Source organism: Rhizobium sp. BR 249, assembly GCF_047445895.1.
Classification (GTDB): Bacteria; Pseudomonadota; Alphaproteobacteria; order Rhizobiales; family Rhizobiaceae; genus Rhizobium.
In genome coordinates this window covers 15983-42529 of record NZ_JARWKX010000016.1, presented here as the reverse complement: position 1 = coordinate 42529, position 26547 = coordinate 15983, and the positions used below count along the sequence as shown (strand labels likewise).

Annotated in this window: 24 protein-coding genes; 20 read left to right on the top strand and 4 right to left on the bottom strand. The window is 62.6% G+C overall.

Annotated features, from left to right (window positions below):
* Positions 1–54: 54 nt before the first annotated feature.
* From QD408_RS16245 to QD408_RS16190, 12 genes are all read left to right on the top strand, one after another.
* Positions 55–3192 carry an SPOR domain-containing protein gene (locus tag QD408_RS16245; protein ID WP_414140013.1) on the top strand — a complete coding sequence of 1046 codons (3138 nt, stop codon included), beginning with the start codon at positions 55–57 and terminating at the stop codon, positions 3190–3192.
* 111 nt (positions 3193–3303) lie between these two features.
* The gene (nagZ, locus tag QD408_RS16240; protein WP_414140012.1) at positions 3304–4317 is read left to right on the top strand and encodes a beta-N-acetylhexosaminidase; all 1014 of its coding nucleotides are present in this window, start codon (positions 3304–3306) and stop codon (positions 4315–4317) included.
* A gap of 18 nt (positions 4318–4335) precedes the next feature.
* A complete protein-coding gene (locus QD408_RS16235; protein ID WP_088680940.1) occupies positions 4336–5193 on the top strand; it encodes a segregation and condensation protein A in 858 nt (285 codons plus the stop codon).
* On the top strand, positions 5190–5894 hold the full coding sequence (scpB, locus tag QD408_RS16230; RefSeq protein ID WP_088680939.1) for an SMC-Scp complex subunit ScpB: 705 nt from the start codon (positions 5190–5192) through the stop codon (positions 5892–5894). The genes QD408_RS16235 and scpB overlap by 4 nt, the downstream gene beginning before the upstream one ends.
* Positions 5895–6075: 181 nt before the next feature.
* The gene (locus tag QD408_RS16225; protein ID WP_003538990.1) at positions 6076–6267 is read left to right on the top strand and encodes a twin-arginine translocase TatA/TatE family subunit; all 192 of its coding nucleotides are present in this window, start codon (positions 6076–6078) and stop codon (positions 6265–6267) included.
* Between the two features lie 50 nt (positions 6268–6317).
* The gene (tatB, locus tag QD408_RS16220) at positions 6318–6935 is read left to right on the top strand and encodes a Sec-independent protein translocase protein TatB (protein WP_414140011.1); all 618 of its coding nucleotides are present in this window, start codon (positions 6318–6320) and stop codon (positions 6933–6935) included.
* A complete protein-coding gene (gene tatC, locus QD408_RS16215; protein ID WP_414140010.1) occupies positions 6932–7759 on the top strand; it encodes a twin-arginine translocase subunit TatC in 828 nt (275 codons plus the stop codon). Before tatB ends, tatC begins: the two co-directional genes overlap by 4 nt.
* Positions 7760–7848: 89 nt before the next feature.
* Positions 7849–9132, top strand: a complete 1284-nt coding sequence (gene serS / locus QD408_RS16210; protein ID WP_414140009.1) for a serine--tRNA ligase — start codon at positions 7849–7851, stop codon at positions 9130–9132.
* A gap of 4 nt (positions 9133–9136) precedes the next feature.
* Entirely contained in the window at positions 9137–9910 is a 774-nt protein-coding gene (gene surE / locus QD408_RS16205; RefSeq protein WP_414140008.1) for a 5'/3'-nucleotidase SurE, read from the top strand.
* Positions 9907–10560: a protein-L-isoaspartate(D-aspartate) O-methyltransferase gene (locus QD408_RS16200; protein WP_088680934.1), complete on the top strand. Its 654-nt coding sequence runs from the start codon at positions 9907–9909 to the stop codon at positions 10558–10560. The genes surE and QD408_RS16200 overlap by 4 nt, the downstream gene beginning before the upstream one ends.
* A 493-nt stretch (positions 10561–11053) precedes the next feature.
* Positions 11054–12655, top strand: a complete 1602-nt coding sequence (locus QD408_RS16195) for a peptidoglycan DD-metalloendopeptidase family protein (protein WP_414140007.1) — start codon at positions 11054–11056, stop codon at positions 12653–12655.
* Between the two features lie 207 nt (positions 12656–12862).
* Positions 12863–15838 (top strand): NAD(P)-dependent oxidoreductase, encoded by a 2976-nt coding sequence (locus QD408_RS16190; RefSeq protein WP_414140006.1) that lies wholly within the window; start codon positions 12863–12865, stop codon positions 15836–15838.
* A gap of 119 nt (positions 15839–15957) precedes the next feature.
* Here QD408_RS16190 and QD408_RS16185 read toward each other — a convergent pair whose 3' ends face one another.
* Positions 15958–16830: an ATP-binding protein gene (locus QD408_RS16185; protein WP_088680931.1), complete on the bottom strand. Its 873-nt coding sequence runs from the start codon at positions 16828–16830 to the stop codon at positions 15958–15960.
* 204 nt (positions 16831–17034) lie between these two features.
* Between QD408_RS16185 and yajC the strand changes: the two genes are divergently transcribed.
* The 5 genes from yajC (at position 17035) to QD408_RS16160 (ending at position 21759) form a co-directional block, all read left to right on the top strand.
* Positions 17035–17382: a preprotein translocase subunit YajC gene (gene yajC / locus QD408_RS16180; protein ID WP_088680930.1), complete on the top strand. Its 348-nt coding sequence runs from the start codon at positions 17035–17037 to the stop codon at positions 17380–17382.
* A gap of 45 nt (positions 17383–17427) precedes the next feature.
* Positions 17428–19968: a protein translocase subunit SecDF gene (gene secDF, locus QD408_RS16175; protein ID WP_414140005.1), complete on the top strand. Its 2541-nt coding sequence runs from the start codon at positions 17428–17430 to the stop codon at positions 19966–19968.
* A gap of 4 nt (positions 19969–19972) precedes the next feature.
* Entirely contained in the window at positions 19973–20359 is a 387-nt protein-coding gene (locus QD408_RS16170; RefSeq protein WP_088680928.1) for an Mth938-like domain-containing protein, read from the top strand.
* A gap of 2 nt (positions 20360–20361) precedes the next feature.
* Complete coding sequence (locus tag QD408_RS16165) at positions 20362–21219, top strand: phytoene/squalene synthase family protein (protein ID WP_088680927.1); 858 nt, start codon at positions 20362–20364, stop codon at positions 21217–21219.
* 72 nt (positions 21220–21291) lie between these two features.
* Positions 21292–21759 (top strand): hypothetical protein, encoded by a 468-nt coding sequence (locus tag QD408_RS16160; RefSeq protein ID WP_088680926.1) that lies wholly within the window; start codon positions 21292–21294, stop codon positions 21757–21759.
* A gap of 9 nt (positions 21760–21768) precedes the next feature.
* Here QD408_RS16160 and trmFO read toward each other — a convergent pair whose 3' ends face one another.
* Both trmFO and QD408_RS16150 read right to left on the bottom strand, forming a co-directional pair.
* On the bottom strand, positions 21769–23202 hold the full coding sequence (gene trmFO, locus QD408_RS16155; RefSeq protein WP_414140004.1) for a methylenetetrahydrofolate--tRNA-(uracil(54)-C(5))-methyltransferase (FADH(2)-oxidizing) TrmFO: 1434 nt from the start codon (positions 23200–23202) through the stop codon (positions 21769–21771).
* Between the two features lie 104 nt (positions 23203–23306).
* Positions 23307–23450, bottom strand: coding sequence for a DUF1127 domain-containing protein (locus tag QD408_RS16150; protein WP_088680924.1), 144 nt, complete (start codon positions 23448–23450; stop codon positions 23307–23309).
* Between the two features lie 144 nt (positions 23451–23594).
* On the opposite strand from QD408_RS16150, the gene QD408_RS16145 reads away from it, so the two are divergent.
* A complete protein-coding gene (locus QD408_RS16145) occupies positions 23595–23753 on the top strand; it encodes a hypothetical protein (RefSeq protein WP_414140003.1) in 159 nt (52 codons plus the stop codon).
* Here QD408_RS16145 and QD408_RS16140 read toward each other — a convergent pair.
* On the bottom strand, positions 23750–23896 hold the full coding sequence (locus tag QD408_RS16140) for a DUF1127 domain-containing protein (RefSeq protein ID WP_008527135.1): 147 nt from the start codon (positions 23894–23896) through the stop codon (positions 23750–23752). The two genes, QD408_RS16145 and QD408_RS16140, sit on opposite strands and share 4 nt — an antisense overlap.
* An 849-nt stretch (positions 23897–24745) precedes the next feature.
* On the opposite strand from QD408_RS16140, the gene QD408_RS16135 reads away from it, so the two are divergent.
* Together QD408_RS16135 and QD408_RS16130 are read left to right on the top strand one after the other, a co-directional pair.
* Positions 24746–25849, top strand: a complete 1104-nt coding sequence (locus QD408_RS16135) for a DUF2157 domain-containing protein (RefSeq protein WP_414140002.1) — start codon at positions 24746–24748, stop codon at positions 25847–25849.
* Entirely contained in the window at positions 25846–26436 is a 591-nt protein-coding gene (locus tag QD408_RS16130) for a GDYXXLXY domain-containing protein (protein WP_088680922.1), read from the top strand. Before QD408_RS16135 ends, QD408_RS16130 begins: the two co-directional genes overlap by 4 nt.
* The last annotated feature ends 111 nt before the right edge of the window (positions 26437–26547 follow it).

Sequence of the window (26547 nt, the reverse complement as noted above, 5' to 3'; positions counted from 1 at the left end):
ATTTCCCCACAATGCGCTGGCATTTGAGCGTTGGCGTTTGCGAGTGGGATAGGCATGGCTGAGAAACAACTTGCGTATGATACGCGCGGAAAAGACGATCTGTTTGCTGACGACGATCCGTTGGCCGAACTTGCCCGTATCGTCGGTTTCGAACCGCGTGTTGCAGCGAATACGGTGACCGAGGCCACTCGGCGCGAGCCTGCCCTCGATCTCGAGGACGAGCTTGTGCGCGAGTTCGACCGTTACGATTCGCCGCGTCCGCTTGGCGAACTCGACCGGCCGGCTGAGCCGGTCGCTGGGGATATCGAGCCTGAGGATTATGTCGAGCCCGTTCTCGACACGGCCCCTGTTGCTGAAATCGCACCGGCTCCCGAGCCGGTTTCCGTCGCTTCCGTCGAAGAGGCGGCACCCGCCGCACAGGGCTGGGACGAGCAGGCTGTCGATTGGGCAACCGGTCCGCAGCAGCTTGCCGTCGATCCCGCTTTCGAAGCGCCGGTGCAATCGGCCTTTGGCGGTGCACGCGACCTGATCGAGGAGCTCGAGCTGTCGATCGGCGCAGCACCCGTTTCGTCAGTGCCGCAGCCTGCCAAGGCGCCGCAATGGTCGGCCGCCAGCATCAGGCTGCCGCTTGCCAATTTCCATGCGGCCAAACGCGAGGAACCGGTCGTTCAGCCGGAGCCGGCGGCCGAACCGGAGGTCGAGCCCGTGGCCGAGGCGTCGCTCGCGGATATTCCCGAGGTCGAGCCGCAGCCCGTAATCGAGCAGCCGGCGCCCGTCGCCGCTGTCGAGCCTTCCGAGGAATTCGAATCCGCGGCTCCGTCGCTTGGCTTTCCCGCCGAACTCGATCGCCATGAAGAGATGGCAGCGCCGGAAGTGACCGGCGAGGCCGAGGAATTCGTCGAGATCGAGGAAGAGCTTGAGGATTTCGAATCCGATGCCGGTTTCGATCTGATAGCCGCTGCCGTCGAAGGCGAGATCCAGGCCGATGCCGCGCTGACGGAAGTCGTTCCGGAAGTACCGCACACTGCCGGCACTTTCGATCTTGACGATCTGCTCGCCGACGTCTCGCGCTATCCCGTGCCAAACCCGGTAATGAAGCGTGCCAATCCGGTGGCGGTTGCGCCGCAGCCGGCGCCGATCGAGGCCGCGCCCGTTGTCGCCGTCGCACCTGTTGAGCCCGAGCCGATCATGTTTGCTCCGGTCGAGCCGCCTCCAGCCTATGTTGCTGAAGCCCCAAGGCCTATTGCGCCGCAGCTTGCCGAGGTCGCTCCGCAGCAGCCTGCCGCGCCTGTTTATTCCCGGGCGCCGCAGCCGGTACAGGAAGCCGACGATCCCTTCGCCGGCCATGATTTCGAGCTGGATCTTGCCGGCATCGAACTGGAACTCTCCGATCTCGATTTTTCCGAGCCGGTCGAGCCCGCGCCGCAGCCAGAACCTCAGGCGTCGGTGACAGCGCCCCAGCCGATCACGCGTCCGCAGGCTGCTGCCGCGTCTGCGCAGCCCGCGCCAGTCTTCAATCCGGAGCCGCCGGCTCCAGCTCCGGCTCCGGCCTTCAACTGGGCGGCGCCGGTTGCCGATACGACCGAAGACCTGCCGTTCGATCCGGCGATGATCTCCGATCCGGAGGATCGTCCCGAGACCGTCGACGACATGCACGTGCCGGCCTTGCCGCCGGTCGAGCAGCCTGCGCCTGTTGCGAAAACCGCGGATTTCGACTTCGATCTCGATGCAGAAATCGCGAGCTTTTTCGAACCCGCCAAGCCGCGCGAAACGCCGGCGCCGGTGCGCGATACGGCCGCCGCCGCGGCAAAGCCGGTCAAGCCCACCATCGCCGATGGCCTCGATGACTTCGAGCGGGCGCTGGAGGAGGATTTCCGCCGCAGCGTGCGCGAACCCGTCGAGCGTCGTGAGAATGTTTCCGAAGTCCACATCGAATCGGCAAGCCAGGCCGCTGATTTCAGCCGCGCCCGTTCGATGCGCCGCCTGCTTGCCGGCGCCGTCGTGCTCGTGGTCTTCGCCGGCGTCGGTTATGGCGTCTATTCCTCCGTATGGAACGGGGAAGGGCTCGGCATCGTCGCATCGGGCGAACCGCGCGTGATCGTTGCCGATAAGGAGCCGGTCAAGGTCGTTCCGGAAAACCCGGGTGGCAAGACCGTGCCGAACCAGGACAAGGCCGTCTACGACCGCGTTGCGGGTTCTGCCGAGGAGCCGAAGCAGAAAGCGCTCGTTTCCTCCGATGAAGCGCCCGTCGATGTCGTCCAGCGCACGCTGACACCGGAAGCGCTGCCGGAGGACGACGAGACCGCCGGCGCCAACGATCAGATCACGCCGACCGCAGTCGGCGAGACGGAGGATCCGCGTCTGCTGCCGAACCAGGACAGCGCCGACAGCGGTTCCGCAAGCGATGCCGACAAGGCGCCGTCGGTTTCGCCGCGCAAGGTCCGCACGATGATCGTCAAGCCGGATGGTACCTTGGTTGCCCGCGAGGAACTCGCGCCCGCCGATCAGCCGACGCAGCCCGCCCAGGCGGCACCGCAGGCTCAGCCGGCCTTGGCCGCCCAGTCGACCCCGGCTGCGCCGTCGGTTCCGGCCGTGCCTCCGGTCGGCGGATCGGCCGCAAGCTTCCCGGCAAGCGCCGAGGTTGCTTCCGCCGATGCTCGTTCCGCGGCACCTGCCGAAGCCGCGCCGGCACAGCCGACGCCCGTAGCAACGGTCGATACGCCGGCCGCAAATGCTGCCCCGGCCGATGCGCCTGTCCGTCCGGTCAAGACCACTGAGATCACCGATACCGCTCCGGTTCCGATCGCCCGCCCGGCCGAACAGCCTGTCAACATCGTCGGCACCGTGACCGAGAAGGGCAATGTCCGCCCGTCCGCACAGCAGCCGAAGACGACTGAGGTCGCGGCCGCTACACCGGCTGCCGCAAAGCCGCAGCAGGCGGCGTCCGCCGGCGGCTACGGCATCCAGATCGCCTCGCTGCCATCGGAAGACGAAGCGAACAAATCCTACGCCAGCCTGTCGAAGAAGTTCGCCGGCGTGCTTGGTGGCCGCGCTCATGAGATCCGCAAGGCCGATATCGCCGGCAAGGGCACTTTCTACCGTGTCCGCATCCCGGCCGGCTCCAAGGATGAGGCCGTGGCACTCTGCGAACAATATCGCGCGGCTGGCGGAAGCTGCCTGATTTCCAAGTAACGGCAGATCGTTGAACAAAAAGAGCGGCGGGCCGGATAGGTCCGCCGCTCTTTTTTGTGCATCGCGCGTGACCTTGCTCGCATTTGGCGGGACCGGGTCTATGATTCTCACATGACCGAATCAAAAGCGATGATCCTTGGCTGCAGCGGCCTTGCCCTCACATCCGAAGAGAAAGCCTTTTACCGGGGCGAGCGCCCCTGGGGCTTCATCCTCTTCGGGCGCAACATCTCCGAAGCGGGGCAGATTTCCGATCTTGTCGCCGAACTGCGCGACAGCGTCGGCTGGCATGCACCGGTGCTGATCGACCAGGAGGGCGGTCGCGTCCAGCGCATCCGCCCGCCCATTCTCTCCCGTTATCCTTCCGGCCAGGCGCTCGGCGATCTCTATCGCCGCGATCCGGCGCTCGGGCTTCGCGCCGCCTGGTTGATGTCGCGCCTGCACGCTTTCGACCTTTTGAACCTCGGCATCAATGTCGATTGCCTGCCGGTGCTCGATGTGCCGGTCGAGGGCAGCAGTAACGTCATCGGCGACCGCGCCTATGGCGGCGATCCCGGGACCGTTATCGCCATGGGCCGCGCGGCCGCCGAAGGGCTGAAGGCAGGCGGCCTGCTGCCTGTGATGAAGCATATGCCCGGCCACGGTCGCGGCTTTGCGGATTCGCATCTGGAACTGCCCGTCGTCACGGTCTCGCGCGATGAGCTGGAGGCCCATGATTTTCCGCCCTTCATCGCGATGAAGGACGAGCTGATGGCGATGACCTGCCATCTCGTCTTTACCGCTATCGATCCGGATAATCCGGCGACGACCTCACGCAAGGTCGTCGACGGCGTCATCCGCGAGCATATCGGTTTCAACGGTCTGCTGCTTTCCGACGACAGTTCGATGAACGCACTTTCGGGCACGATCGGTCAACGTGCGGCGAATATTATTGCAGGCGGATGCGATATCGTGCTGCATTGCAATGGCAAGATGGACGAGATGCTGGAAGTCGTGGCAAATGTTCCGCCACTCGCTGGCCAGTCGCTTGCCCGCGCAAAGGCGGTGGAGGCAGGCTTCACGGCGCCGGATGGGACGGATGAAGCGGAAACGAGGGCGGAGTTCGAGGCGATGTTTGCGACGGTCTGATCGTAAGGGAGCAGTTGAGTGAACACGGTCAAGGGCACGGAACGTCCGCAGGCGGCAACGCCGATGGACAAGCTGTGGCAGGATAACGGCACCGAGCGCGCCAGCCACGAGCCGGCGCTGGTGATCGACGTCGCCGGCTTCGAAGGCCCGCTCGATCTGTTGCTCTATCTTGCCCGCAACCAGAAGGTCGACCTGTCGCGCATTTCGGTGCTGGCACTCGCCGAGCAATATCTGCAGTTCGTCGAAAGCGCCCGGCGCATCCGCATCGAGCTTGCCGCCGATTATCTCGTCATGGCGGCCTGGCTTGCCTATCTCAAGTCGCGCCTGCTGATACCCCAGCAGATCAAGGACGACGGCCCTTCCGGCGAGGAAATGGCGGCGACGCTCGCCTTTCGCCTGAAACGCCTCGAAGCCATGCGCCAGGCGGCGGAAGGTCTCGTCAACCGCAACCGCCTCGGCCGCGATATCTTTGCCCGCGGCGCACCGGAGCATATTCCCGACCGGCAGCAATCCGCCTACGCGGCGAGCCTCTACGATCTCCTGACCGCCTATGCGGCGCTGCGCCAGCGTCACGCAGTCACCCAGGTGACGATCGAGCGGCGCAACGTCTGGTCGTTGACCGATGCCCGCGAATTGCTGACCCAGATGATCGGTGAGATCGGCGACTGGACGGCAATGGAGCATTATCTGCTGCGTTATCTCGCAGGGCCGGAGGAACGCGTCACGGCGATCGCCAGCGCCTTTGCCGCCTCGCTGGAGCTGGTGCGGGAGGGCAAGCTGGAAATCCGCCAGGATGGGGCGTTTCAGCCTATTTTCATGCGTCGCGGCCCCAAGCACGCCACGCTGCAGGTGGTTGAACAGGAGCGGCCGGCTTGATCGATCCGAAAAGCGAAGAGGATTTCGAAGGGGAATACCGCGACTTGCAGGCCGAGATCGAGGCCGAGCGCACGGCCGAGGCGCTGGTCTTCGCCTCCTCGCAGCCGGTTTCCGAAGCCTTCCTCGCCGAGCGCCTGCCGAGGGGCGCGGACGTGCGCGCGATCATGCTGCGCCTGAAGGAGCAATATGCCCCGCGTGGCGTCAATCTCGTCCAGGTCGAGGGCGCCTGGGCCTTCCGCACCGCCGCCGATCTTTCCTTCGTTATCCGCCGTGACGACAACGAAGTGAAGAAGCTCTCGCGCGCAGCATTGGAAGTGCTGGCGATCATTGCCTATCACCAGCCGGTGACGCGTGCCGAAATCGAGGACATCCGCGGCGTCCAGACCTCGCGCGGTACGCTCGATGTACTGATGGAAGCCGGCTGGGTGCGTTTTCGCGGCCGCAGGCGCACGCCGGGCCGGCCGGTGACGTTGGGCACGACGCGCGACTTTCTCGACCATTTCGGCCTCGAGGAGCTGCGCGATCTGCCCGGTCTCGAAGAATTGAAGGGCGCGGGCCTGCTGTCGGGCCGCATTCCGGCGAATTTCAATATTCCCTCGCCATTGATGAACGACGAGCTGACCGAGGACGAGGACCCGATCACCCAGATGGATCTCGAAGAACTCGGGTTGCTCGCCCCGCGCTCTACCTCCGAAGATTGAAGGACTTCGTCTTGCTTTTGCCATGCATGGCGAAAACAATGGTGCTCACCATTTTTCGGCGGGTCTGTGGCTTGTCACAAAGGGCGATACCGTGACATTAAGCTCAGTTCAAAGGGCTTGATGTTGGAAACGGTGTGGGAAATTCTTACATTAGGGAACATCACAACAGGGAGTTAGCGTAATGGGTTCTTTTAGCATGTGGCACTGGCTTATCGTTCTGGTCATCGTGCTGTTGTTGTTCGGTCGCGGCAAGATCCCGGAACTGATGGGCGACGTCGCCAAGGGCATCAAGAGCTTCAAGAAGGGCATGACGGACGAAGATGCGCCTGATACGGCGAAGACCGTCGATCACAAGGCCGACGAAACGAAGTAACCAAGTCCGGGAAAAGCGCAGCCCCCGCGCTTCCCGTCCAGGAGCCTTGCATGTTCGATATTGGCTGGACCGAGCTTTTGGTCATCGCGGTCGTACTGATCGTGGTTGTCGGTCCCAAGGATTTGCCGCCGATGCTGCGCGCTTTCGGCAAGATGACGCAGCGTGCCCGCAAGGTGGCGGGTGAATTCCGTGCGCAGTTCGACGAAGCGCTGCGCGAGGCCGAACTTGACGATGTCCGCCAGACGATCAGTGACGCCCAGAGGCTCAATCCGGTCAACAGTCTGCGCGAGGCGATGAATCCCCTTCGCCAGATGGGCAACGAGATCAAGGCGGACCTGCAGAAGGCGAGTACGCCTCCTGACAACAAGACCGAAGCGCCGCCGTCCGCCGTTTCCGCCCCGACGCCGTCGATGAGCCTGCCGGAAACGCCGCCGCTGGTGCAGGCGCCCGTAGCGGCGCCGGAACCCGTCGCCGCAGCGACCGTCCAGGCCGATACGGTTGCTGCCAAGCCGAAGGCGCAGCGCAAGCCGCGCGCCAAGGCTGCCGATAAGGCCGATGCCGCTGCCGCGGTTGCCGTGCCTGTAGAAAAGCCGAAACGCACGACGGCGGCCAGGAAGCCCGCAACGCCGAAGACGCCGGCGCAGACTGAGAAGAAGGACGAGGCATGAGCGGTGATATCGAAGACAAGCCGCAGCCGTTGATCGAGCACCTGATGGAGCTGCGCACGCGGCTGATGTGGTCGATCGGGGCGTTCTTCATCGCCTTTATCGTGTGCTTCTTTTTCGCCAAGCACATCTTCAATTACCTGGTCTATCCCTACAAGCTCGCCGTCAGCTGGGCCAATCTCGATGTCGAGAAGGCGCAGCTCATCTACACCGCGCCGCAGGAATTCTTCTTCACGCAGGTGAAGGTTGCGATGTTCGGCGGCCTTGTCATCGCTTTCCCGATCATCGCCGCGCAGATCTACAAGTTCGTCGCCCCGGGCCTCTATAAGAATGAACGGGCGGCCTTCCTGCCGTTCCTGATCGCTTCCCCGATTCTGTTCCTCCTGGGCGCGGCGCTCGTCTATTTCTTCTTCACGCCGATGGTCATGTGGTTCTTCCTGTCGATGCAGCAGGCGCCGGGCCATGATGAGGTAGCGATCTCGCTCCTGCCGAAGGTTTCGGAATATCTGAGCCTGATCATGACGCTGGTCTTCTCCTTCGGCCTCGTCTTCCAGCTTCCTGTGATTACCACGCTTCTTGCCCGCGTCGGGTTGCTCACGTCGCAATGGCTCGCCGAAAAGCGCAAATTCGCCATCGTGCTCGCCTTCGTCGTGGCCGCGGTTCTGACACCGCCCGATCCGATGTCCCAGATCGGCCTTGCGATACCGACGATCCTTCTCTACGAGATTTCCATCTACGCGGCACGACTCGTGGAGCGTCAGCGTTCCCAACAGGCACTTGAAGAGGCTTCTGGTTCCTCCGACGTCGCCAAGACGGACAGTGTCTGACCGGTTCCGGACTTTCCCTGAGGTCTGCCGTTTCCTGTCCGGCCGGTTTCTCTGGCCGGTCATTTCTATTGCAACGAGTTGGAACGACGATGCTCGATATTAAATGGATCCGTGAGAATCCCGAAGCGCTCGATGCCGCCCTTGCCAAGCGCGGTGCGGAGCCTCTGGCCCAGAGTCTCGTCACCCTCGATGAAAAGCGCCGCTCCGCCGTGCAGAAGGCACAGGATCTGCTCTCCCGCCGCAACGCCGCCTCCAAGGAGATCGGCGCGGCCATGGCGCAGAAGAACACCGAGCTTGCCGAAAAGCTGAAGGCCGAGGTCGCCGACATCAAGGAGACGCTGCCGGCCGCCGAGGAGGAGGAGCGCGCGCTCTCTGCCGAGCTCAACGACGCACTCTCGCGCATCCCGAACGTGCCCTTGGACGACGTTCCGGTCGGCAAGGACGAGCACGGCAATGTCGTTACCCGCATCGTCGGCGAAAAGCCGCGCTGGAACCATACGCCGAAAGAGCACTTCGAAATCGGCGAGGCGCTCGGCTACATGGATTTCGAGCGCGCCGCCAAGCTTTCCGGCTCGCGCTTCACGGTTCTGACCGCACAGGTTGCCAGGCTCGAGCGTGCTCTCGGCCAGTTCATGATCGATCTTCACACCAGCGAACACGGCTATACCGAAGTCAGTTCGCCGCTGATGGTGCGCGCCGAGGCGCTGTTTGGAACCGGCAATCTGCCGAAGTTCGAAGAGGATCTCTTCAAGACCACGGATGGCCGTTATCTCATTCCGACGGCCGAGGTGACGCTCACCAATCTGGTGCGCGAGGAAATCCTCGATCAGGAGAAACTGCCGCTGCGTTTCACGGCTTTGACGCCGTCCTTCCGCTCGGAAGCAGGTTCCGCCGGCCGCGACACCCGCGGCATGCTCCGCCAGCACCAGTTCTGGAAGTGCGAACTCGTCTCGATTACCGACGCGGAAAGCTCCATTGCCGAGCATGAGCGCATGACGGCCTGCGCCGAGGAGGTGCTGAAGCGCCTCGGCCTGCATTTCCGCACCATGACCCTTTGCACCGGCGACATGGGCTTCGGCTCGCGCAAGACCTACGATCTCGAAGTCTGGCTGCCGGGACAGAATGCCTTCCGTGAAATCTCCTCCTGCTCAGTCTGCGGCGATTTCCAGGCCCGGCGGATGAATGCGCGCTACCGCGGCAAGGACGACAAGAACAATAAATTCGTCCATACGCTGAACGGCTCCGGCACCGCCGTCGGCCGCTGCCTGATCGCCGTCCTCGAAAATTATCTGAATGAGGATGGTTCCGTCACGATTCCGGACGTTTTGCTGCCTTATATGGGCGGATTGACCAGAATCGAACGGGCGGCCTGAGGCGATGCGCATCCTGCTTACGAATGACGACGGCATTCATGCCGAAGGCCTCGCCGCGCTGGAGCGGATCGCGCGCACACTGTCCGACGACGTCTGGATCGTTGCGCCCGAGACCGACCAGAGCGGCCTTGCTCATTCGCTGAGCCTTTCCGAACCCCTTCGGCTGCGCAAGGTTTCCGACAAGCATTTCGCCTTGCGCGGTACGCCGACCGATTGCGTCATCATGGGCATCAAGCAGGTGATGGACATCAAGCCTGATCTCGTTCTCTCCGGCGTCAATTCCGGCTCGAACGTTGCCGACGACGTGACCTATTCCGGAACGATCGCCGGCGCCATCGAGGGCACGATGCAGGGCGTGCGCTCCTTCGCGCTGAGCCAGGCCTATCTCTACGAGGATGGTGCGCGCATTGTGCCCTGGGAGGTCTGCGAGATGCATGCGCCGGTCCTTTTGGAAAAGCTGATGGTGCTCGACCTGCCGGAGGGCACCTTCCTCAACCTGAACTTCCCGAACTGCCGTCCCGAGGACGTCGATGGCGCCGAAGTGACCATGCAGGGCAAGCTTGCCTTCAATCTGCAGGTCGACGCCCGCTCCGATGGCCGGGGTTTCCCTTACTACTGGCTGAAGTTCGGCGAACGCGCCGGCGCCTTTATCGAGGGCACCGATATTCACGCCTTGAAGCATAACAAGATTTCGGTAACGCCTTTGAAACTGGATCTGACCGATTATTCCGTGACGGACCGCGTGGCGCGGGCATTGGGATACGGAGCACAGGTTTGACGGCAAGACTGGCGGAGAAGGAGGGCTTTGCGGCGCTCGTCCTCAGATTGCGTGCCGAAGGCATCTCCGACCTCGACCTGCTGACGGCGGTCGAGCAGACGCAGCGCTCGCTCTTCGTGCCGGCGCAATTTTCCGACGATGCCTATTCGAGCCGGACGATACCGATCGAATGCGGCTCCTTCCTCGAAGGCATCGATTTTGCCGTCCGCATTCTGCATCACCTGAAACTCAAGCCGGGCCAGCGTGTCCTGGAAGTCGGCACCGGAAGCGGCTTCACCGCCGCCGTCATGGGCCGGCTCGCCGAGCGCGTCCTGTCCATCGACCGTTACAAGACGCTGACATCAGCCGCGCAACGGCGCATGGAATCGCTCAGCCTGCGCAACGTCGTCATCCGCCATGCCGACGGCAGCGCCGGCATGCAGGGGGAGGGCACCTTCGACCGCATTCTGGTGACGGCGGCCTTCAATTCTATGCCGCGCTTTTATACCGATCAGCTCGTTTCCGGCGGTTCGATGATCGCGCCGCTGATGATTTCCGAAAACGAGTGCCGCATGGTGCGGCTGACGAAAACCGGCAGCCGGTTCGAACGCGAGGAATTGTTCGAAGCCCCTTATCTGCCGATCGTTCCGCGCCTTGCCTCGCTGCTTTAGAGCCTTTCCGGGTTAGATTGCACCATTCTGTTGGCTCAAACGGAGTCGGATGGTCGACCGGCCGGCGCGCGTCGTAGCCCAGATCTACGGCCAAGCCGGCCGGCCGATCAGCCGGCCCGTTTCAGCCAACCCTCCCGCAGATTTGCCTGGCAAATCTGCAAGACTCTAAAATCGCCGGACGCACTTATCGCTTCGCCACGGCTAAGCGGTGCGGCCGGTGGGCCGGGCATGTTTCCGCCAGGATCAAAGGCGATCGGCTCGGACGTACCAGGAGGTATGCCCTTCGCCAATCGCCTTTGCCCTGACGAAAACCTGCTCCGGCAGAATGGTGCAATCTAACCCGGAAAGGCTCTAAGCACTGCGATTTTTCACCCGTAAGCTATGGTTAGCAACTTCTCAAAAATATCGCACTGATTCCAGCATCTTAACTGCGTGGTAACACTAACGCGCTTTAATAGACTCACAAATGGTTGCGTTCTCAGTGGGTCGAGTCATGCGTTTCAGTCTTTCGCCGAAGTTCGGGAAGTCGGCCAGTAATCTTCTGGTTGTTGGCTTGCTTGCAAGTGCCGCAACAGGCTGCAGTTCCGATGTGACACGGTTTGGCGGCTTGTTTTCCTCCTCAGGGCAGGATCAGATCACCACCAGTTCCATTCCGCGCAGCGGCGGCTCGCAGGGCGATCCGGTGCCGCGCGCCGATCTCGGCGGCTCCGCCGTTGCGAGCCAGCCGGGCTATGGTGGCGGCAATGATGCGATGAGCCAGTCTTATCCATCACGTCCGAGCTACGATCCGATCCGTACGTCGAACTCAAGCGCACGGATGGCTTCCGCGCCGGTTTCGGTGCAGCGTTCCGAGCTTGCTGCCCCGACGGCTGTTGCGCCGTCCCGCCAACGGGAGAAGGAAGTTGCGCTCGCCCAGCCTTTCCCGGCTTCTCCGCAGCCCGAAAAGCATCGCCTCGTGGCTCCGGCCGCTCCGAAAGGAACGCCTGATACTCTGACGACGGGCACGACGCCGAAGGTTTCCGGCTGGTCGGGGACCAACGCCCCGTCCGTGACGCTGCGTCCGGGTGAAAGCACCGCTACTCTCGCCAGACGCTACGGTGTTCCGGAAAAGGAAATCCTGCGCGTTAACGGCTTGAAGACGGCATCTGCCGCCCAGCCTGGTCAGGCGATCCTGATACCGACCCTCAACGGCGGCAATGCCGCCAAGGCGGCGTCGCAGGCAGCCGATCTTTCCAAGCCCGGCCAAATGCCGGAACCTGCCAAGGCGCCGGAGCAGAAGGTCGCCGTCGTTCCCGGCGCCAATTCCGCTCGCGACAAGACCATGGCGAGCGCCGATCCGACCGGCAAGATTCCAGCCGGCGCCGGCAAGGACCCGAAGGCGCCTGCCGGCAGTTATGTCGTCAAGCAGGGGGATTCGCTGGCAAGGATCGCCAAGGCGACCGGCACCAATATCGACGATCTCAAGGCTGCCAACAATCTCTCGGCGAATTCGCTCCGCGTCGGCCAGGCCCTGAAGATTCCGACGGCCACAGCCGATAATATGAAGACCGCTTCGATCCCGGCTGAGAAGGTCGATGCGAAGCCGGCTCAGCCGGCGCCTGCCCAGCAGGAGACGGCTTCCGTTCAGCCCGCGCCTTACAAGGCGCCGGCTGCCACCCAGACCGTCGACGATGTCGAGAAGAAGTCTGACGTGAGCTCCGCGGCCCCGGAATCGACCGGCATCGGCAAATACCGCTGGCCGGTCCGCGGCCAGGTGATTGCCGCCTATGGCGCCAACGTCAACGGCAACCGCAACGACGGCATCGATATCTCGGTGCCGCAGGGCACGCCGATCAAGGCCGCCGAAAACGGCGTCGTCATCTATGCCGGCAACGGCTTGAAGGAACTGGGCAATACGGTTCTCGTCCGCCACGACGACGGCACTGTCACCGTCTACGGCAACGCCGATACGCTGAGCGTTGCCCGCGGCCAGAAGATCCAGCGCGGCCAGACCGTCGCCGTCTCCGGCATGAGCGGCGACGTCAAGCAGCCGCAGGTCCATTTCGAGGTGCGCAAGGACGCGTCCCCGGTCAATCCGATGACTTTCCTGGAGTAGGTATAGCGTACCAGGAAGCGCAAAAGCCCGGCCATCCGCCGGGCTTTTGTCATTTGGGGAAGTGCAATTTCGGTCGCATCCGCCCATTGCGGGCATTGGGCAGAGGCCGATGACGCATTCTGCCTGACGTTCGGCGCATATGATGTCTACATTCCCAAAAGTTCAATTCACTATGCCTAGACCTTTTTAAAAACGGATAGGCAGCCCATGACGAATATCGCCCAGATGCAGGAACAGCGTCTCGAAGCACTCCGACTGACAAATTCGGGTGCGCCTGAGCTGCCGTCCAACCCGTTTTTCGGCGTCGGCCCGATCACGGATGCGACCACTGACGAAGTGGACAGCCGGCTGCGGCGCCTCGCCTTCGATGCCTGGATCGAAAAGACCTATCGCAAGTTCGACGACAAGGGCAACGATATCGGCGGATTCACCACCGCCGAGATTTCCCGCAGCATGCATCGCGGCTATCCGGCGGATAAAATCCTGACCGACATGATGCGGGCGATCCACACTTACTTCCATTTCCCGAAGACGAACCGCATGGCGGTGGGGCTCGGCGGCGGCCACAGCGGCTATACGGTCTGCGTCCAGCATCTGATGAATGCCAACGACGCCAACCAGCGCGTCTATGTCGATACGCCGCGCCCGGAAAGCGATCCGTCCCGGGCGGCCGGCTTCTTCCGTCAGTCCTGGGCCACGCAGCTGATCGAGATGCAGCGCTTCGCCGAAAAAGGCTGCGAGAGCCGTATCCATTTCGCTGCTTCCGAAGGGGTGATCCCGACGGCGGCCGAGCTCTCCGATCTTGGCGTGTCGATCTTCGTCGGCGTCGGCCACGAGACCACCGGCGCCAATGCGTATACGAGCCGCGAAATCCACGAGCTGCTGAACTGGATCGACCGCGATCCGGCAAACCGCCATGCGGTATTCGACGCCACGTCGATGCTCGGCGCCATGCCCTGGGAGCCCGAGCTGGTCGATGCGGTAATGGCAAAATGCTGCCTGTTCATGCCGTTCCAGAAGGCGATCGGTGGGATCTCCGGATATTTCGTCGCCTCCTTCACGCCGCATGCCCTGGCGCTTGTCGAGAAGAACCAGCAGGACCCAGCCTGGGCGATTCCGCGCCAGCTGAAGATCGCGCCGCCGATCGATGCGCGCCAGCCGCTTTCAGCCAAACGCTCCGTGGATGCCGGGCCGTTCTACGATGCCGGGGAAGACCGCATGCTCGGCGGCGTCATCAACACCTACAGCGCGCTCGCCTTTGCCGAGACCACGTTTGGCCTGCTGCAGTCAGAAGCGCGGGTCGGCTCGGTTGTCGAGCTCAACCGGCGCTCCGCCGCCAATCGGGCGGTGATCAACGAGTGGGTGAAGTCGCATCCGCTGCTGTCGCTGACCGTCACCGATGCCGAGCGGCGCGGTGCTGCGGTGACGCTTCTGAAGATCGAGGATGCCGGCATCACCGATCCCGCCATCCACGCCCGCATCATTGCGCGCTCGAAGCAGTTGCTCGGCTACGAGGGCATCACCCATCCGAACGGCGAATTCGAGCCCGGTCTCGACGCGGCGCGCTACGTCAATGCGTTCCCGGGAACGCCTGGCGACTACCGTGCCTGGGTCGGCGGCATCCGCGAGCCGGCAGATGTCGTGGCGCTGTTGGAAAACCTGCAATATGCCTATCTCAGAGCCAAGATCGTCGTTCTCGAAGAGGAACTTGCGAAAGAGGGCGTCACGTTTGACGCCTCCGCGAAGGCCGGAACAGCGGTCCGCAAGGACGATGCGCAACGCGCCTACAAGGTGCTGATCGCCGATCTGGTCGGCCTGCGCCTCGGCGCGGACGGCAAGCCCGACCACAGCGAAATCCGGGCCTACATCGAGGAAAAGGGTGGTGTTTTCCATGTCGGCCCGATCGGCGACGGTTCGGCGCTGGAGAAGGGCCGCATCCATTTCTTCTATCAGCCCGATCTCAGCACCGAGGCGGAAATCCTGCCGCAGACGGACAAGGGCCAGTATGACGCCTTGATCGCGGCGGCGACCTTCATCCCGAAGGCTTCCGTCTTCTCGCTCGGCGGCGTGCGTATCGGCGCGGGAACCGGCAACATGGGTTCGGCCTCCTGGGGCGGAGGCAACGGCGAAGGCGGTGAGGCGCCGCTGATGAACACCCCCGGCATCAACAGCCGGGCAACCGCCCAGATGGCTGTGAAGGCGATCCTCAAGGTCGTTCCCGACCTGCCGGTCGACAGGCTGCATCAGATGGTTGCCGGTGGCGATTTCGATACCGGTCGCCAGCTCAAGGATTTCCCGACCGCCAAGCTTGAGGGCCGGAAAATCGCCGTCCTCGGCTACGGCAATATCGGCCGCGAAGTCGCCAAGCTCGCCAAGGCCTTCGGCATGAAGGTGGCAATCTACGCCCGCCAGCATCACCAGCGCTGGATCGAGGCGGAAGGTTTTGACTATGCCGCAAACCCCGTCGAAGCAGCGACCGGTGCCGATGTGCTCTCCGTTCATATCGGTCTCGGCCGGCTGGACGCATCGACCGGCATCTACTCCAATGCCGGCACCGTCGATGCGAAGGTTCTCGGCGCCATGAAGGACGGCGCCGTGCTGGTCAATTACGACCGCGGCGAAGTCGTCGATGCCGGTGCGCTCGACGCAGCGCTTTCTTCCGGCAAGATCGCCCATGCAGCGATCGACGCCGACCTCTTCAAGGATGCCGCGACGGGCAAGCTCAGCGGACCGATGCTGCCCTATCTGCCGCTCGAAGAGCGCCACAAGGGCAAGCTGGAACTGCTGCCGCACGCCGCCGCCGATACCGATCATCCCTCGCGTGTGACCGGCGCCAAGCAGGCGGTCGACCAGATCTTCGATGTCATCCGCTTCAAGTCCGTCACCAATCTCAAGGGCGATCTGCCCGAGGGGTACGTCTCGGTAGGCGGGCGCACGCCAGCCGGAATCGGCAAGGTGACGAAGCGGGTGGTGGGCGAGATCGGCGACAAGTCTGCACTGCTCGACGAATTGCGGCAGACCTCGGAAAAGGTCGCGGCCATTATCGGTGCGCTGTCCGCCGTCTCCGACCCGAACCACCGCAACCGGATCGTCGACCGCTACACAGGTCTGCTGGTCGAAAGCGCCGGCCGGCAGCGAGTCCTTCTCGAGCGGCTTGCGCTCTACGGACCGGCGGGAGAGTAAAACATGGCGGCGTTGGATAAACGCTGACCGGCCTTCGGGTGTTGCTTGCAATGCCCGAGGCCTTGAGTATGGCTGAAGCGCGTCGCACCGAACCTTGTTCATGCGGCGCGCTTCGGCTTTCAGGCCCTGTCGATATGGACGCGCATGCGCCCGGCCAGGTCCTGAATATACTGCCAGGCGACGCGGCCGGAGCGCGCGCCGCGCGTCGTCGCCCATTCCAGCGCTTCGGCATGCATCTTGTCGCGTTCGAGCCCGAGCTTGAAGTGATCGGCATAGCCGTCGATCATGCCAAGATAATCCTCCTGGCTGCATTTGTGGAAGCCGAGCCAGAGGCCGAAGCGGTCGGACAGCGAAACCTTCTCCTCCACGGCCTCCGACGGATTGATCGCCGTCGACTGCTCGTTTTCCATCATGTGGCGCGGCAGGAGATGGCGCCGGTTTGAAGTGGCGTAAAAGAGCACATTGTCCGGCCGTCCTTCGACGCCGCCGTCGAGCGCTGCCTTCAGCGACTTGTAAGCGGTGTCGTCGTGATCGAAGGAGAGGTCGTCGCAGAAGACGATGACGCGGTAGGGCGTGTCCTTCAGGAGATCGAGCAGGGTGGGGAGGCTCGCTATATCCTCGCGATGAACTTCCACCAACTTCAACGCAACACCGCTTTCGCCCCTGACATCCTCATGCACGGCTTTGACAAGTGAGGATTTTCCCATGCCGCGCGCGCCCCAGAGCAGCACGTTGTTGGCGGCATAGCCTTCGGCGAAACGCACCGTATTCTCATGCAGGATATCGCGCACGTGATCGACGCCGCGGATGAGCTTCAGCGCCACCCGGTTGGGCCGCTTGACCGGCTGCAGATGCTGGCGCAGCGGCGCCCAGACGAAACAGTCGGCGGCATCCCAGTCGTTGACGGCTGGCGCCGGTCCGGCAAGACGCTCGACCGCGTCGGCCAGCCGTTTGATTTCGGCAAGCAGGACGGTGTTGATTTCCTCGGTCACGCAAGCCTCCTGTTTTTCGCTGCGGCAATCCACTTTGGTCTTTCCGTGCGGCCTAGCATGGCGTTTTAAAGCCGGAAAGGTTATGAGGCAGCGGAATCGGTACGGTTTCCGGCTGTTTCTGTTGCATTCATCGAAGCCGTAACTATAGTCCGGCAACCTGAAAAGAGAGGCGGAGTTCCGCCGCCCAAGCCTGAGGAGTTTAGCATGTTCATCACCCCGGCATTCGCGCAGAGCGCGACCGACACCACATCGGCATTCGGCGGCTCCGGTTTCGAAATGATCATCCTGTTCGTGCCGCTGATGGTCGTCTGGTACTTCCTGCTGATCCGCCCGCAGCGCGCCCAGGCCAAGAAGCGTGAGGAAACCCTGAAGGCGATCCGTCGTGGCGATCAGGTCGTGACCGGCGGCGGCCTCGTCGGCAAGGTCACCAAGGTCGTCGACGACAAGGAACTGGAAGTCGAGATTGCAGAAGGCGTTCGCGTGCGCATCGTCCGCAGCGGCATTTCCGATGTTCGCGTCAAGGGTGAACCTGTTAAGGCCGACGCGGCATAATAAGCGATAACGGCAGGACCGCCGGATCGGAAGATCGTCGAGAGAATGTTGCATTTTTCCCGTTGGAAAACACTTCTGATCTGGCTGGTCGCGTTTGCGGCGATCATCGTCGCTGCGCCCAATCTGCTGACTGAGGCGCAGCGTGCCTCTCTGCCGGCCCTGCTGCGGCATGACCGTATGACGCTCGGCCTCGACCTTCAGGGCGGCTCGCATATCGTTCTGAAGGTCGAGCGGTCCGATATCGTCAAGGACCAGCTGGAAGAGGCCGTCGCAAATGTGCGCAACGCACTGCGCGGCGCGGGCATCCGCTATACCGGGCTGACCGGCAACGACCAGACCGTCACGGTGCGGATCACCGATCCGGCCGAGACGCAGAAGGCGGTCGACCTCCTGAAGCCTCTGACGGCACCCGATGGGCATTCGGGACCGGACATGGCGCTTCAGCAGGGCGCGGACGGGCAGCTTTCGCTACAGATTTCCGATGCAGGCATTGCCGCCGACATCGCCTCCGCCCAGACCCGTTCGCTCGAGATCGTCAGCCGCCGCATCGCGGGCTTCGGCTATGACAATTTCATCGTCCGTCCCGATGGCGCCGACCGGATCGTCGTGCGGGTGCTGGGAGCGGTCGATCCGGAGCGATTGAAGAATCTTCTCAACCAGCCGGCCAAGCTTTCCTTTCATCTGATCGATGAAAGTATGTCCGGACAGGAGGCGCTGAACGGCCGCTGGCCGGTGACCTCTGAGGTCCTCTATTCGCTGGACGATCCGCCGGTTCCCTATCTCGTCGACCGCACCGCTTTCGCCACGGCCGGTAACATGGTGCATATCGAGCCGGTCATCGACCCGCAGACGCAGGACACGTCGATCGCGTATCGTCTCGACGCGGAAGGCACAGCGCGGCTGGCTGAGGTGACGGGGCGGAATGTCGGCAAACACCTGGCCATCGTCTTCGACGACCAGGTGATGTCGGCACCAAGCATCGAAGCGCCGATTACCGGTGGCGAGGGCCGGATTTCGGCGAATTTCTCCGAGGATGGCGTTCGCGACCTTGCGGTGATGCTGCGCGCCGGGGCCTTGCCGGCGACGCTGACGAGCGTCGAGGAGCGCAGCGTCAGCCCGAGCTTTGGCGGAGAATCCATCTTCTCCGGTCTCATTGCCGGTCTCGTCGCCGTCGTGCTGGTCGCGGCGCTGATGATCACGCTCTATCGCATCCTCGGCGCCATCGCCGTGGTCTCGCTCTTCTTCAACCTGATCCTCATCGTGGCGGCGCTCAGCCTTGCCGGCGCGACGCTCACCTTGCCCGGCATTGCCGGCATCGTGCTGATCGTCGGCATGGCGGTGGATTCGAACGTGCTGATCTACGAGCGCATTCGGGAAGAGGAAAAGGCTACCCATTCCTTTGCCGAGGCCGTCAACCGTGGTTTTTCGCGCGCATTCGCAACCATCGTCGATGCGAATGTCACCATCTTCATCGCCGCGGTCATCCTCTTCTTCCTCGGCAGTGAATCCATCCGCGGTTTCGCGGTAACGCTGGCGGTCGGTATCCTGACGACCGTCTTCACGGCCTTCACGCTGACACGCTCGATCGTCGCCGTCTGGCTGCGGCGACGTCACCCCCGGCATCTGCCGAAGAGCGTCCTGACGCATCTTTTCGAACACGCCAATATTCGCTTCATGGGGATACGCCGCTATGTCTTTACGACGTCGGCGGTCGTCTCGCTGATCGCCATGGCAGCTTTTGCCACCGTCGGCCTGCATCTCGGCATCGATTTCACCGGCGGCTCGCTCATCGAGGTCACGGCGAAGCAGGGCAATGCCGACATCGCCGATCTCAGTTCGCGCCTCAACGACCTCAATCTCGGCGATGTCAGGGTCGAGCCCACGGGCGGGCCGTCGAATGCGCGAATCCGCATCGCCTCCCAGGGCGGTGGTGAGAATGCCGAGCAGTCGGCGGCGACGCTGGTGCGCGGCGAGCTCGAGAGCGATTATGATTTCCGTCGCGTCGAGGTCGTCGGCCCCTCCATTTCTGGCGAGCTGACGCTGATGGCGACGCTCGGCGTGCTGGCAGCCCTTGCGGCGATTTTGGTCTACATCTGGATTCGCTTCGAATGGCAGTTCGCGGTCGGCGCCATCATTGCCACGCTGCATGACGTCATCATCATGCTCGGTCTCTTCGTGCTCACCGGCATCGAGTTCAACCTGACGAGCATCGCCGCCGTGCTCACCGTCGTCGGCTATTCCCTCAACGACACTGTCGTGGTCTATGACCGTATGCGCGAAAATCTCCAGCGATACAGGAAGATGCCGTTGCCGATCCTGATCGATGCCTCGATCAATCAGACGCTGTCGCGCACCATCCTGACTGCGGCGACCACGCTGCTCGCCTTGCTGGCGCTGTGTCTCTTCGGCGGCGAAGTCATCCGCTCCTTCTCCTTTGCGATGCTTTTCGGCGTTGCGCTCGGCACCTTCTCTTCGATCTATATCGCCGCTCCTGTATTGATCGTCTTCCGGCTGCGGCCGGACGCTCCGGATGGAGAAGAGAGCAACAAGACGGATGCTGGTGTAAGATCCGGCACGGTGGTTTAAAAATATGGCAAAAGGCATAGAAATCCGCGCGGCGCATTTTCCCGGCCGCGCCCCGATCGATACCTACGGCAATGGCGGCTTCCGCTTTGCCGACATGTCGCATCGCGGCTCGATCCTCTGCCTGCCCTCCGGCATTCACGGCTGGGACATGGATATGTCGAAGCCGCTTTCGGCCGAAAATTTCCGCCGCGTGCTGGATGAGGCTGATGATATCGAGGTTCTGCTCGTCGGCACCGGAACCGAACTCCGCCGTCTGCCGGAGGAATTGAAGCAGGCGCTGAAGGCGCGCGGCATCGCCTCCGATCCGATGAGCACGGGTGCAGCGGTGCGCACCTTCAACATCATGCTCGCGGAGCAGCGCGCCGTTGCCGCGGCATTGATTGCGGTCTGACGATGACGGAAGCCGCTATTGCGACGAACCAGGACATCTGCCTGGCGATGCTGCGCGACAATGATCGCGACCGCTATCTCGCCTGCCTTCTCTCACCGGAGGAAAAGCGCGGCGCGCTTGCCGCCCTTTATGCCTTCAATGCCGAGCTTGCCCGTGTCCGCGATCTCGTGCACGAGCCGTTGCCGGGAGAGGTGCGCATGCAATATTGGCGCGACCTGCTGGAAGGCAGCGCGCATGGCTCGACGGCGGCAAATCCCGTCGCCGCCGGACTTCTGACGGCGATCGAAACCCATCGCCTGCCGCGCAAGACGCTGATCGACATGATCGAGGCTCGCACCTTCGATCTCTACGACGATCCGATGGAAACGCGCCTTTCGCTCGAAGGCTACGCCGGCGAGACGGCATCCGCCCTGATCCAGCTCGCAAGCCTCGTGCTCTCGCCGGAGGAGGCCGCCCGATCGGCCACTGCCGCCGGCCATGCCGGCGTCGCCCAGGCGGTTGCGGGCCTGTTGCTGCTGATGCCGCTGCATCGCCGCCGTGGTCAGGTTTATATTCCGCTGCAGATCCTCTCGGCGACCGGTCTCGACCGCGATGCCTTTCTCGCCGGGCAAGACAAGCCGCGTATCTCTGCCGCCATCGAAGCCTTTGCCGGTCTCGGCCGGGAGCATCTGGTAAAGGCGAGGGGAGCGGGGCCGATCGCGCCGGCCGTTTTTCCAGCCTTCCTGCCGGCAACACTTGCCGAACCGGTGCTCCTGAAGGCCCAGAAGCGGGGGCACTTGCTGTTCGACCGGCCGCTGCAGCCGCCGCAATGGCGCCGTCAGCTCCGCATGGCGCTCTCCGCAGCCCGCAGAAAAATCTGATACCGGTCAAACTCGCGCAAGTCTCGCGCGTTACAAGGCTGGAACCGCTACCCTTATGAACGGAGACTCGGCGTGGGCATTATCGTCTGGTGTGTTCTTTTCGCCATCGTCATTTTCTTTGCCTTCGTGGTGACGCGCATGGCCGCGCAGAACAAGGAAGACGGCCTGCACGACACGGGCCTCGCCATCATCGAATTCGGCCGCGCCTTTCCGAACGAGGCGATCCGCCAGTTGCAGGCGACGGAAAACGGCCAGGCGATCTTCGTGCGCCTGCATGACAACAAGGCAGGCGTCATGCGCAATATGTCACGCCATTTCGCATGCCATCTGATCGAGCCCGGCCGCGTGCGCGTCGTCAGCTCGAAGACGGGCAGGGGGCTGGTGATCGATTTCCTCGATGCGGCCCATCATAACGGCGATTTCGAGTTCGCTTCCGCCAAGGAGGCCTCGGAAGTTGCGCTCTGGCTGCTCGGCAATTACATCGCCGAGCCGGATAAGGACCTGCCATCCGGCCATATTTCCGCGGCCAACAAACAGTAGAGCGGCTGCTCAGGCGCTTTCGGCAAGCGGCGAATTCTGGCCGAGCCAGGCAGCGCAGTCGGCAAGCGCGCGGCGCGCGATCAACTGCCGCTTCATGATCGTCTTATCCTTGCCGCGGAAGCGCTTGACGCCCTCGGGCTTGACGATCGAACCGGGCTGAAGCTCCGGAAACAGCCCGAAATTGATGTTCATCGGCTGGAACGAACGCTTGCCCGGCTCCTCGTCGGTGACGATGTGTCCGCCGGTGATATGGCCGAGCAGCGAGCCGAGCGCCGTCGTTGCCGGCGGCAGCGAGACCGCCTCACCCTTGCGTTCGGCGGCGGCGAAACGACCGGCCAGCAGCCCGACGCTGGCGCTTTCCACATAACCCTCGCAACCGGTGATCTGGCCGGCGAAACGTAGGCCTGGGCGCGATTTCAGCGTCAGCGACGGATCGAGCAGGGTGGGGGAATTGATGTAGGTATTGCGGTGCAGGCCGCCGAGACGGGCAAATTCGGCATTTTCCAAGCCAGGGATCAGCCGGAAGATCTCAGCCTGCGCGCCATATTTCAGCTTCGTCTGGAAACCGACCATATTGTAGAGCGAGCCGAGCGCATTGTCCTGCCGCAGCTGCACGACGGCATAGGCCTTGACCGTCGGGTTATGCGCATTCGTCAGCCCCATCGGCTTCATCGGGCCGTGGCGCAGCGTCTCGCGGCCGCGTTCGGCCATCACCTCGATCGGCAGGCAGCCGTCGAAATAGGGCGTGCCTTCCCATTCCTTGAAGCCGACAGTGTCGCCTGCGATCAACGCATCGACGAAGGCATTGTATTGCGCCTCATCCATCGGGCAGTTGATGTAATCCTTGCCGGTGCCGCCGGGGCCGACCTTGTCGTAGCGCGACTGATACCAGCAGATATCCATGTCGATGCTCTCGCGATAGACGATCGGCGCAATGGCGTCGAAGAAGGCGAGAGACTCTTTACCGGTCTCCGCCTGGATGGCGCTTGCGAGCGACGGCGCCGTCAGAGGTCCGGTGGCGACGATGGCAAGATCCCAGTCGCGCGGCGGCAAGCCGGTGATCTCTTCTCGTACGACGGTGATGAGAGGATGGTCGTGGATTGCCTTAGTGACGGCCTCGGAGAAGCCGTCGCGATCGACGGCGAGCGCGCCGCCCGCGGGCACCTGATGCCGATCGGCCGCGGCCATGATCAGCGAGCCCGCCATGCGCATCTCGGCGTGGATGACACCGACCGCATTGCTGGTCGCATCGTCGGAGCGGAAGGAATTGGAGCAGACCAGTTCGGCCAGGCCATCGGTCTTGTGCGCATCCGTGCCGCGCACACCGCGCATTTCATGCAGGATGACCGGGACGCCGGAACTGGCGATCTGCCAGGCGGCTTCCGAACCGGCAAGCCCGCCGCCGACGACATGAATGGGAGAATAGGAGGAGATCGTGTTCATCCCGGGCTGATATCATGTCGGCAGATGTGATCCAACACCTGGAATCAAAAACGGCGCCTCATGGCGCCGTCTTGGAAGCATCGCGCTCGTATTAACGCCCGCTATTAGCGGAACGAGCGGGATGCGATATTGCGGATGTCGTAGCGGCTGACGCCGATGTCGGACAGGGTCTGGTTGGACAGGCTGCCGAGTTCGGTAAGCGTACGGCGGTAGCTGAGCCAGCTTTTTGCAATGCGGATCGGGTTCATGGTCTTTTTCCTCAAACAAGTGTCCGCTGGATGGCGGGATCGCTATCTCTCTGCGGTTGATGTTTATATAGGCGATCTCAGTCCCATTGTGCAGTGCAAATAAAAGGCGTCTGCCATGCAATTGTGCACTATGATGCTCTCAAAATGAGCGGTGAATATTTTTTGAGCGGGCTAAGGAAGCCGGAAAACATGCAATCGTTGGAGGTTGCACGCAGACAAAAAGAAAACGCCCGCTGGGATACAGCGGGCGTTTCGATCGAGGACGATACTGCCTGGGAGGAAGCAGCGATCGCCTTGAATTAGCGCGAAGAAGCTTCGCGAGCGACGCGATGGATGTCCGAACGGTCGATACCGAGGTCGTGCAATTCGCGGTTGCTCATGCGGCCGAGTTCGGTGACGGTCTGACGATATTTGCGCCAGTTGTTGAAAGAGCGAGTGATGTTCATGTTGAGCCCCTTTCCGAGGATTTCATCTGCCAGCAGCCACCCATCGGCGCTGACCTCTATTTGATGACTGGAATATATGTTGCAGCGCGGAAGAGGAAAACAGCCAAGTTTTCAGATCACCTATGCGAAGTATGCAATGCTTTCGGTATGTTTGACACGGTCTTACCGCTTTCTGGTCAACGAATAGGCAGAATGGTTTCCTGGGAAGTCGACTGGACGACGTGCTCATCGAAGCGTCGCTACGCGAAATCCCGCCTTTCGGGACGTTTCGGCTGCTCCATCACCTGGACAACGCGTTCCGTTCTGGCCTGGGCTCGTCCGACCGATCGGCCACTCGGGGTTGTCGCTACCGTGGCGCGATTGTGTCAGGCGACGAAAGTCCTTGGACGGCCAATGCGTTAATCAAATAAAACGCCCGCCGGGGGAGGATCCGGCGGGCGCATTAAAGTGACTGGCAACTGGGAGGAGGAGTTGTTGCCAGTCTATCGCAGCGCGCTTGGGAGGAGGAGTGCACAGCTGCGAATCTCGTCACGGAAACCAAATCCGCGGGCATCCGGCGGAGCCGGGCCGGGGCGCCATCCCCGTGCTTTGGTGAGTCAATAAATAGTATGACTAATGAGTTTTTTGCAGTGCAATAAATTCATGAGGGGTATGCGTCACGCGCATGCCTCTCCGGACATGCAGCTATATTAGCAATACTGACGTTAGCGGCCGGTTAACACTCGCCCCAATTTAGACCAATGAGGATTTTGCATATTTGTCGCGAGGGCGTTTGCGAAGGCCTGTGCTGCGTCTATAACGACGGAAGCCGCAACGCCGTGCAAGTGTTGCGGAAATGAGGGGTGGAACATGTATCGCGGCAGATTGCAGCGGGATCTCTCGCTCTGGGTGGGCAAGGGCTTGCTCGGAGAGGAAACGGCGGCCAAGCTTCTCGCCGAATATGACAGCCGCCCTGCGAGCTTCAGCCTCGGCCGGGTGCTGATGGCGCTGGCGGCCGTGCTGCTTGCGGCCGCCGTCCTGCTGGTCGTCGCGTCCAACTGGGAGGCTATCCCTCGTCTGGTGCGCGTGGGCGCCATCCTTGCTTTGATCTGGGCCGTGCACATCGCCGCCGCCTTGATGCTCGCCCGTGGCGCGTCCGCGGCGGCGAGCGGCTTGCTGGTCATCGGCGCGCTGAGCTTCGGCGGCGCCATCTCGCTAGTCGGGCAGATGTATCACCTCTCCGGCGACCAGCAGACGGTGATGTATCTCTGGTTTGCGATCGCGACGGTCTCGGCGATCCTGTTCCGTTCGGGCGCCGTCGTCGTCGTCGCCGGCTTCCTCTCCTGGGCGTCCTTCGCCGTCTATCTTGAGGGTAACGACAATCATTGGATCGGGCTCGATCCCTGGATGGCGCCGGTCATGGCGGCGATCGTGATCGGGCTGGTGCGTTACACCGGCGCCGAGCGCGCCCGGCATCTCGCCTATCTGCTGCTGATCGGCTGGCTCGCCTGGCTCTATACTCTTCATGAGGAAATCACCGTTGCGCTCGCCTTCGCGATCGGCGGTATTGCGGGCGTCGTCCTGACGGCGGCGCCGATGACGCAGATTGCCTATCTCGTCCGAAGCGCCGGCGCGGCTCCGGCCTTCTACAGCTTCCTCATCGCCGCGATCGGCTTCCTGTTGCTGCATATCGAAATCGAGAGCGGCTGGCGGCTGGCAGTGCTCGGTGTGGTGACGCTTGCGGCTTCCGTCCTGGCGATCGTCCTGCATGGCAGAGACAACGGCGCTGTCCGTTATCTCGCCTATCTGACCTTCGCAGCTGAGATGCTCTATCTTGCCTCCGTCACCATTGGCTCGATCCTCGGCACGTCGAGCCTCTTCCTCTTCTCCGGCCTCGTGGTGGCGCTGGTCGCCTGGATCGTGATCCGTCTCGAGCGGCGCTTTTCCGCTCATGCACGGGAGGAGCGCGCATGACCTCCTTCGTGGCAAGACTTCAGTCCGGCAAGGGTTATCTGATTTCGGCGATCATCGTCGCCGGCCTGCAGACCTTGATCCTCGGCACGATCATTCAGAGCCGGGCTTCGATCCTGCGTGACGGCGCCGAGGTGCTGCTGAAAACGGCTCCCGTCGACCCGCGCGATTTTCTGCGCGGTGATTATGTCATCCTGAACTACGACATATCTTCGGTGCCGGTGCAGACCATTGCCGGCGGCATTCCGGCCGAGCCTGGCGAGCTTACACTGTGGGTCCGGCTGAAGAGGCAGCCGGACGGTTTCTGGACGATCGTCGAATCATCCTTCCAGGCGCTGCCGCCGCAGCCGGAGACCGTGGTGCTGCGCAGCCTGCCGTTCTACAGCAGCGGACCTAGCGCCATCGACAGCATCCGTGTCGAATACGGCATCGAGCGCTACTACGTTCCGGAAGGCGAGGGAAAGCCGATCGAAGAGGCCCGCAATGACGGCAACGTCGCCATATCAGTGCGCGTCTCGCCATCGGGAGGCGCACAGATCCGCAGCCTGCTCGTCGACGGCAAGCCGGTTTACGAAGAGCCGCTTTACTGATCCTCGAACCCTTTGGGGAAGGGCGGCTTTCCCCTGTCATTGGACGTTCATTTTTCCTTTGCCTCGACCAAATCGGGTGATATAGAGACGCCGCGCTCCGGAAGGCCTCAT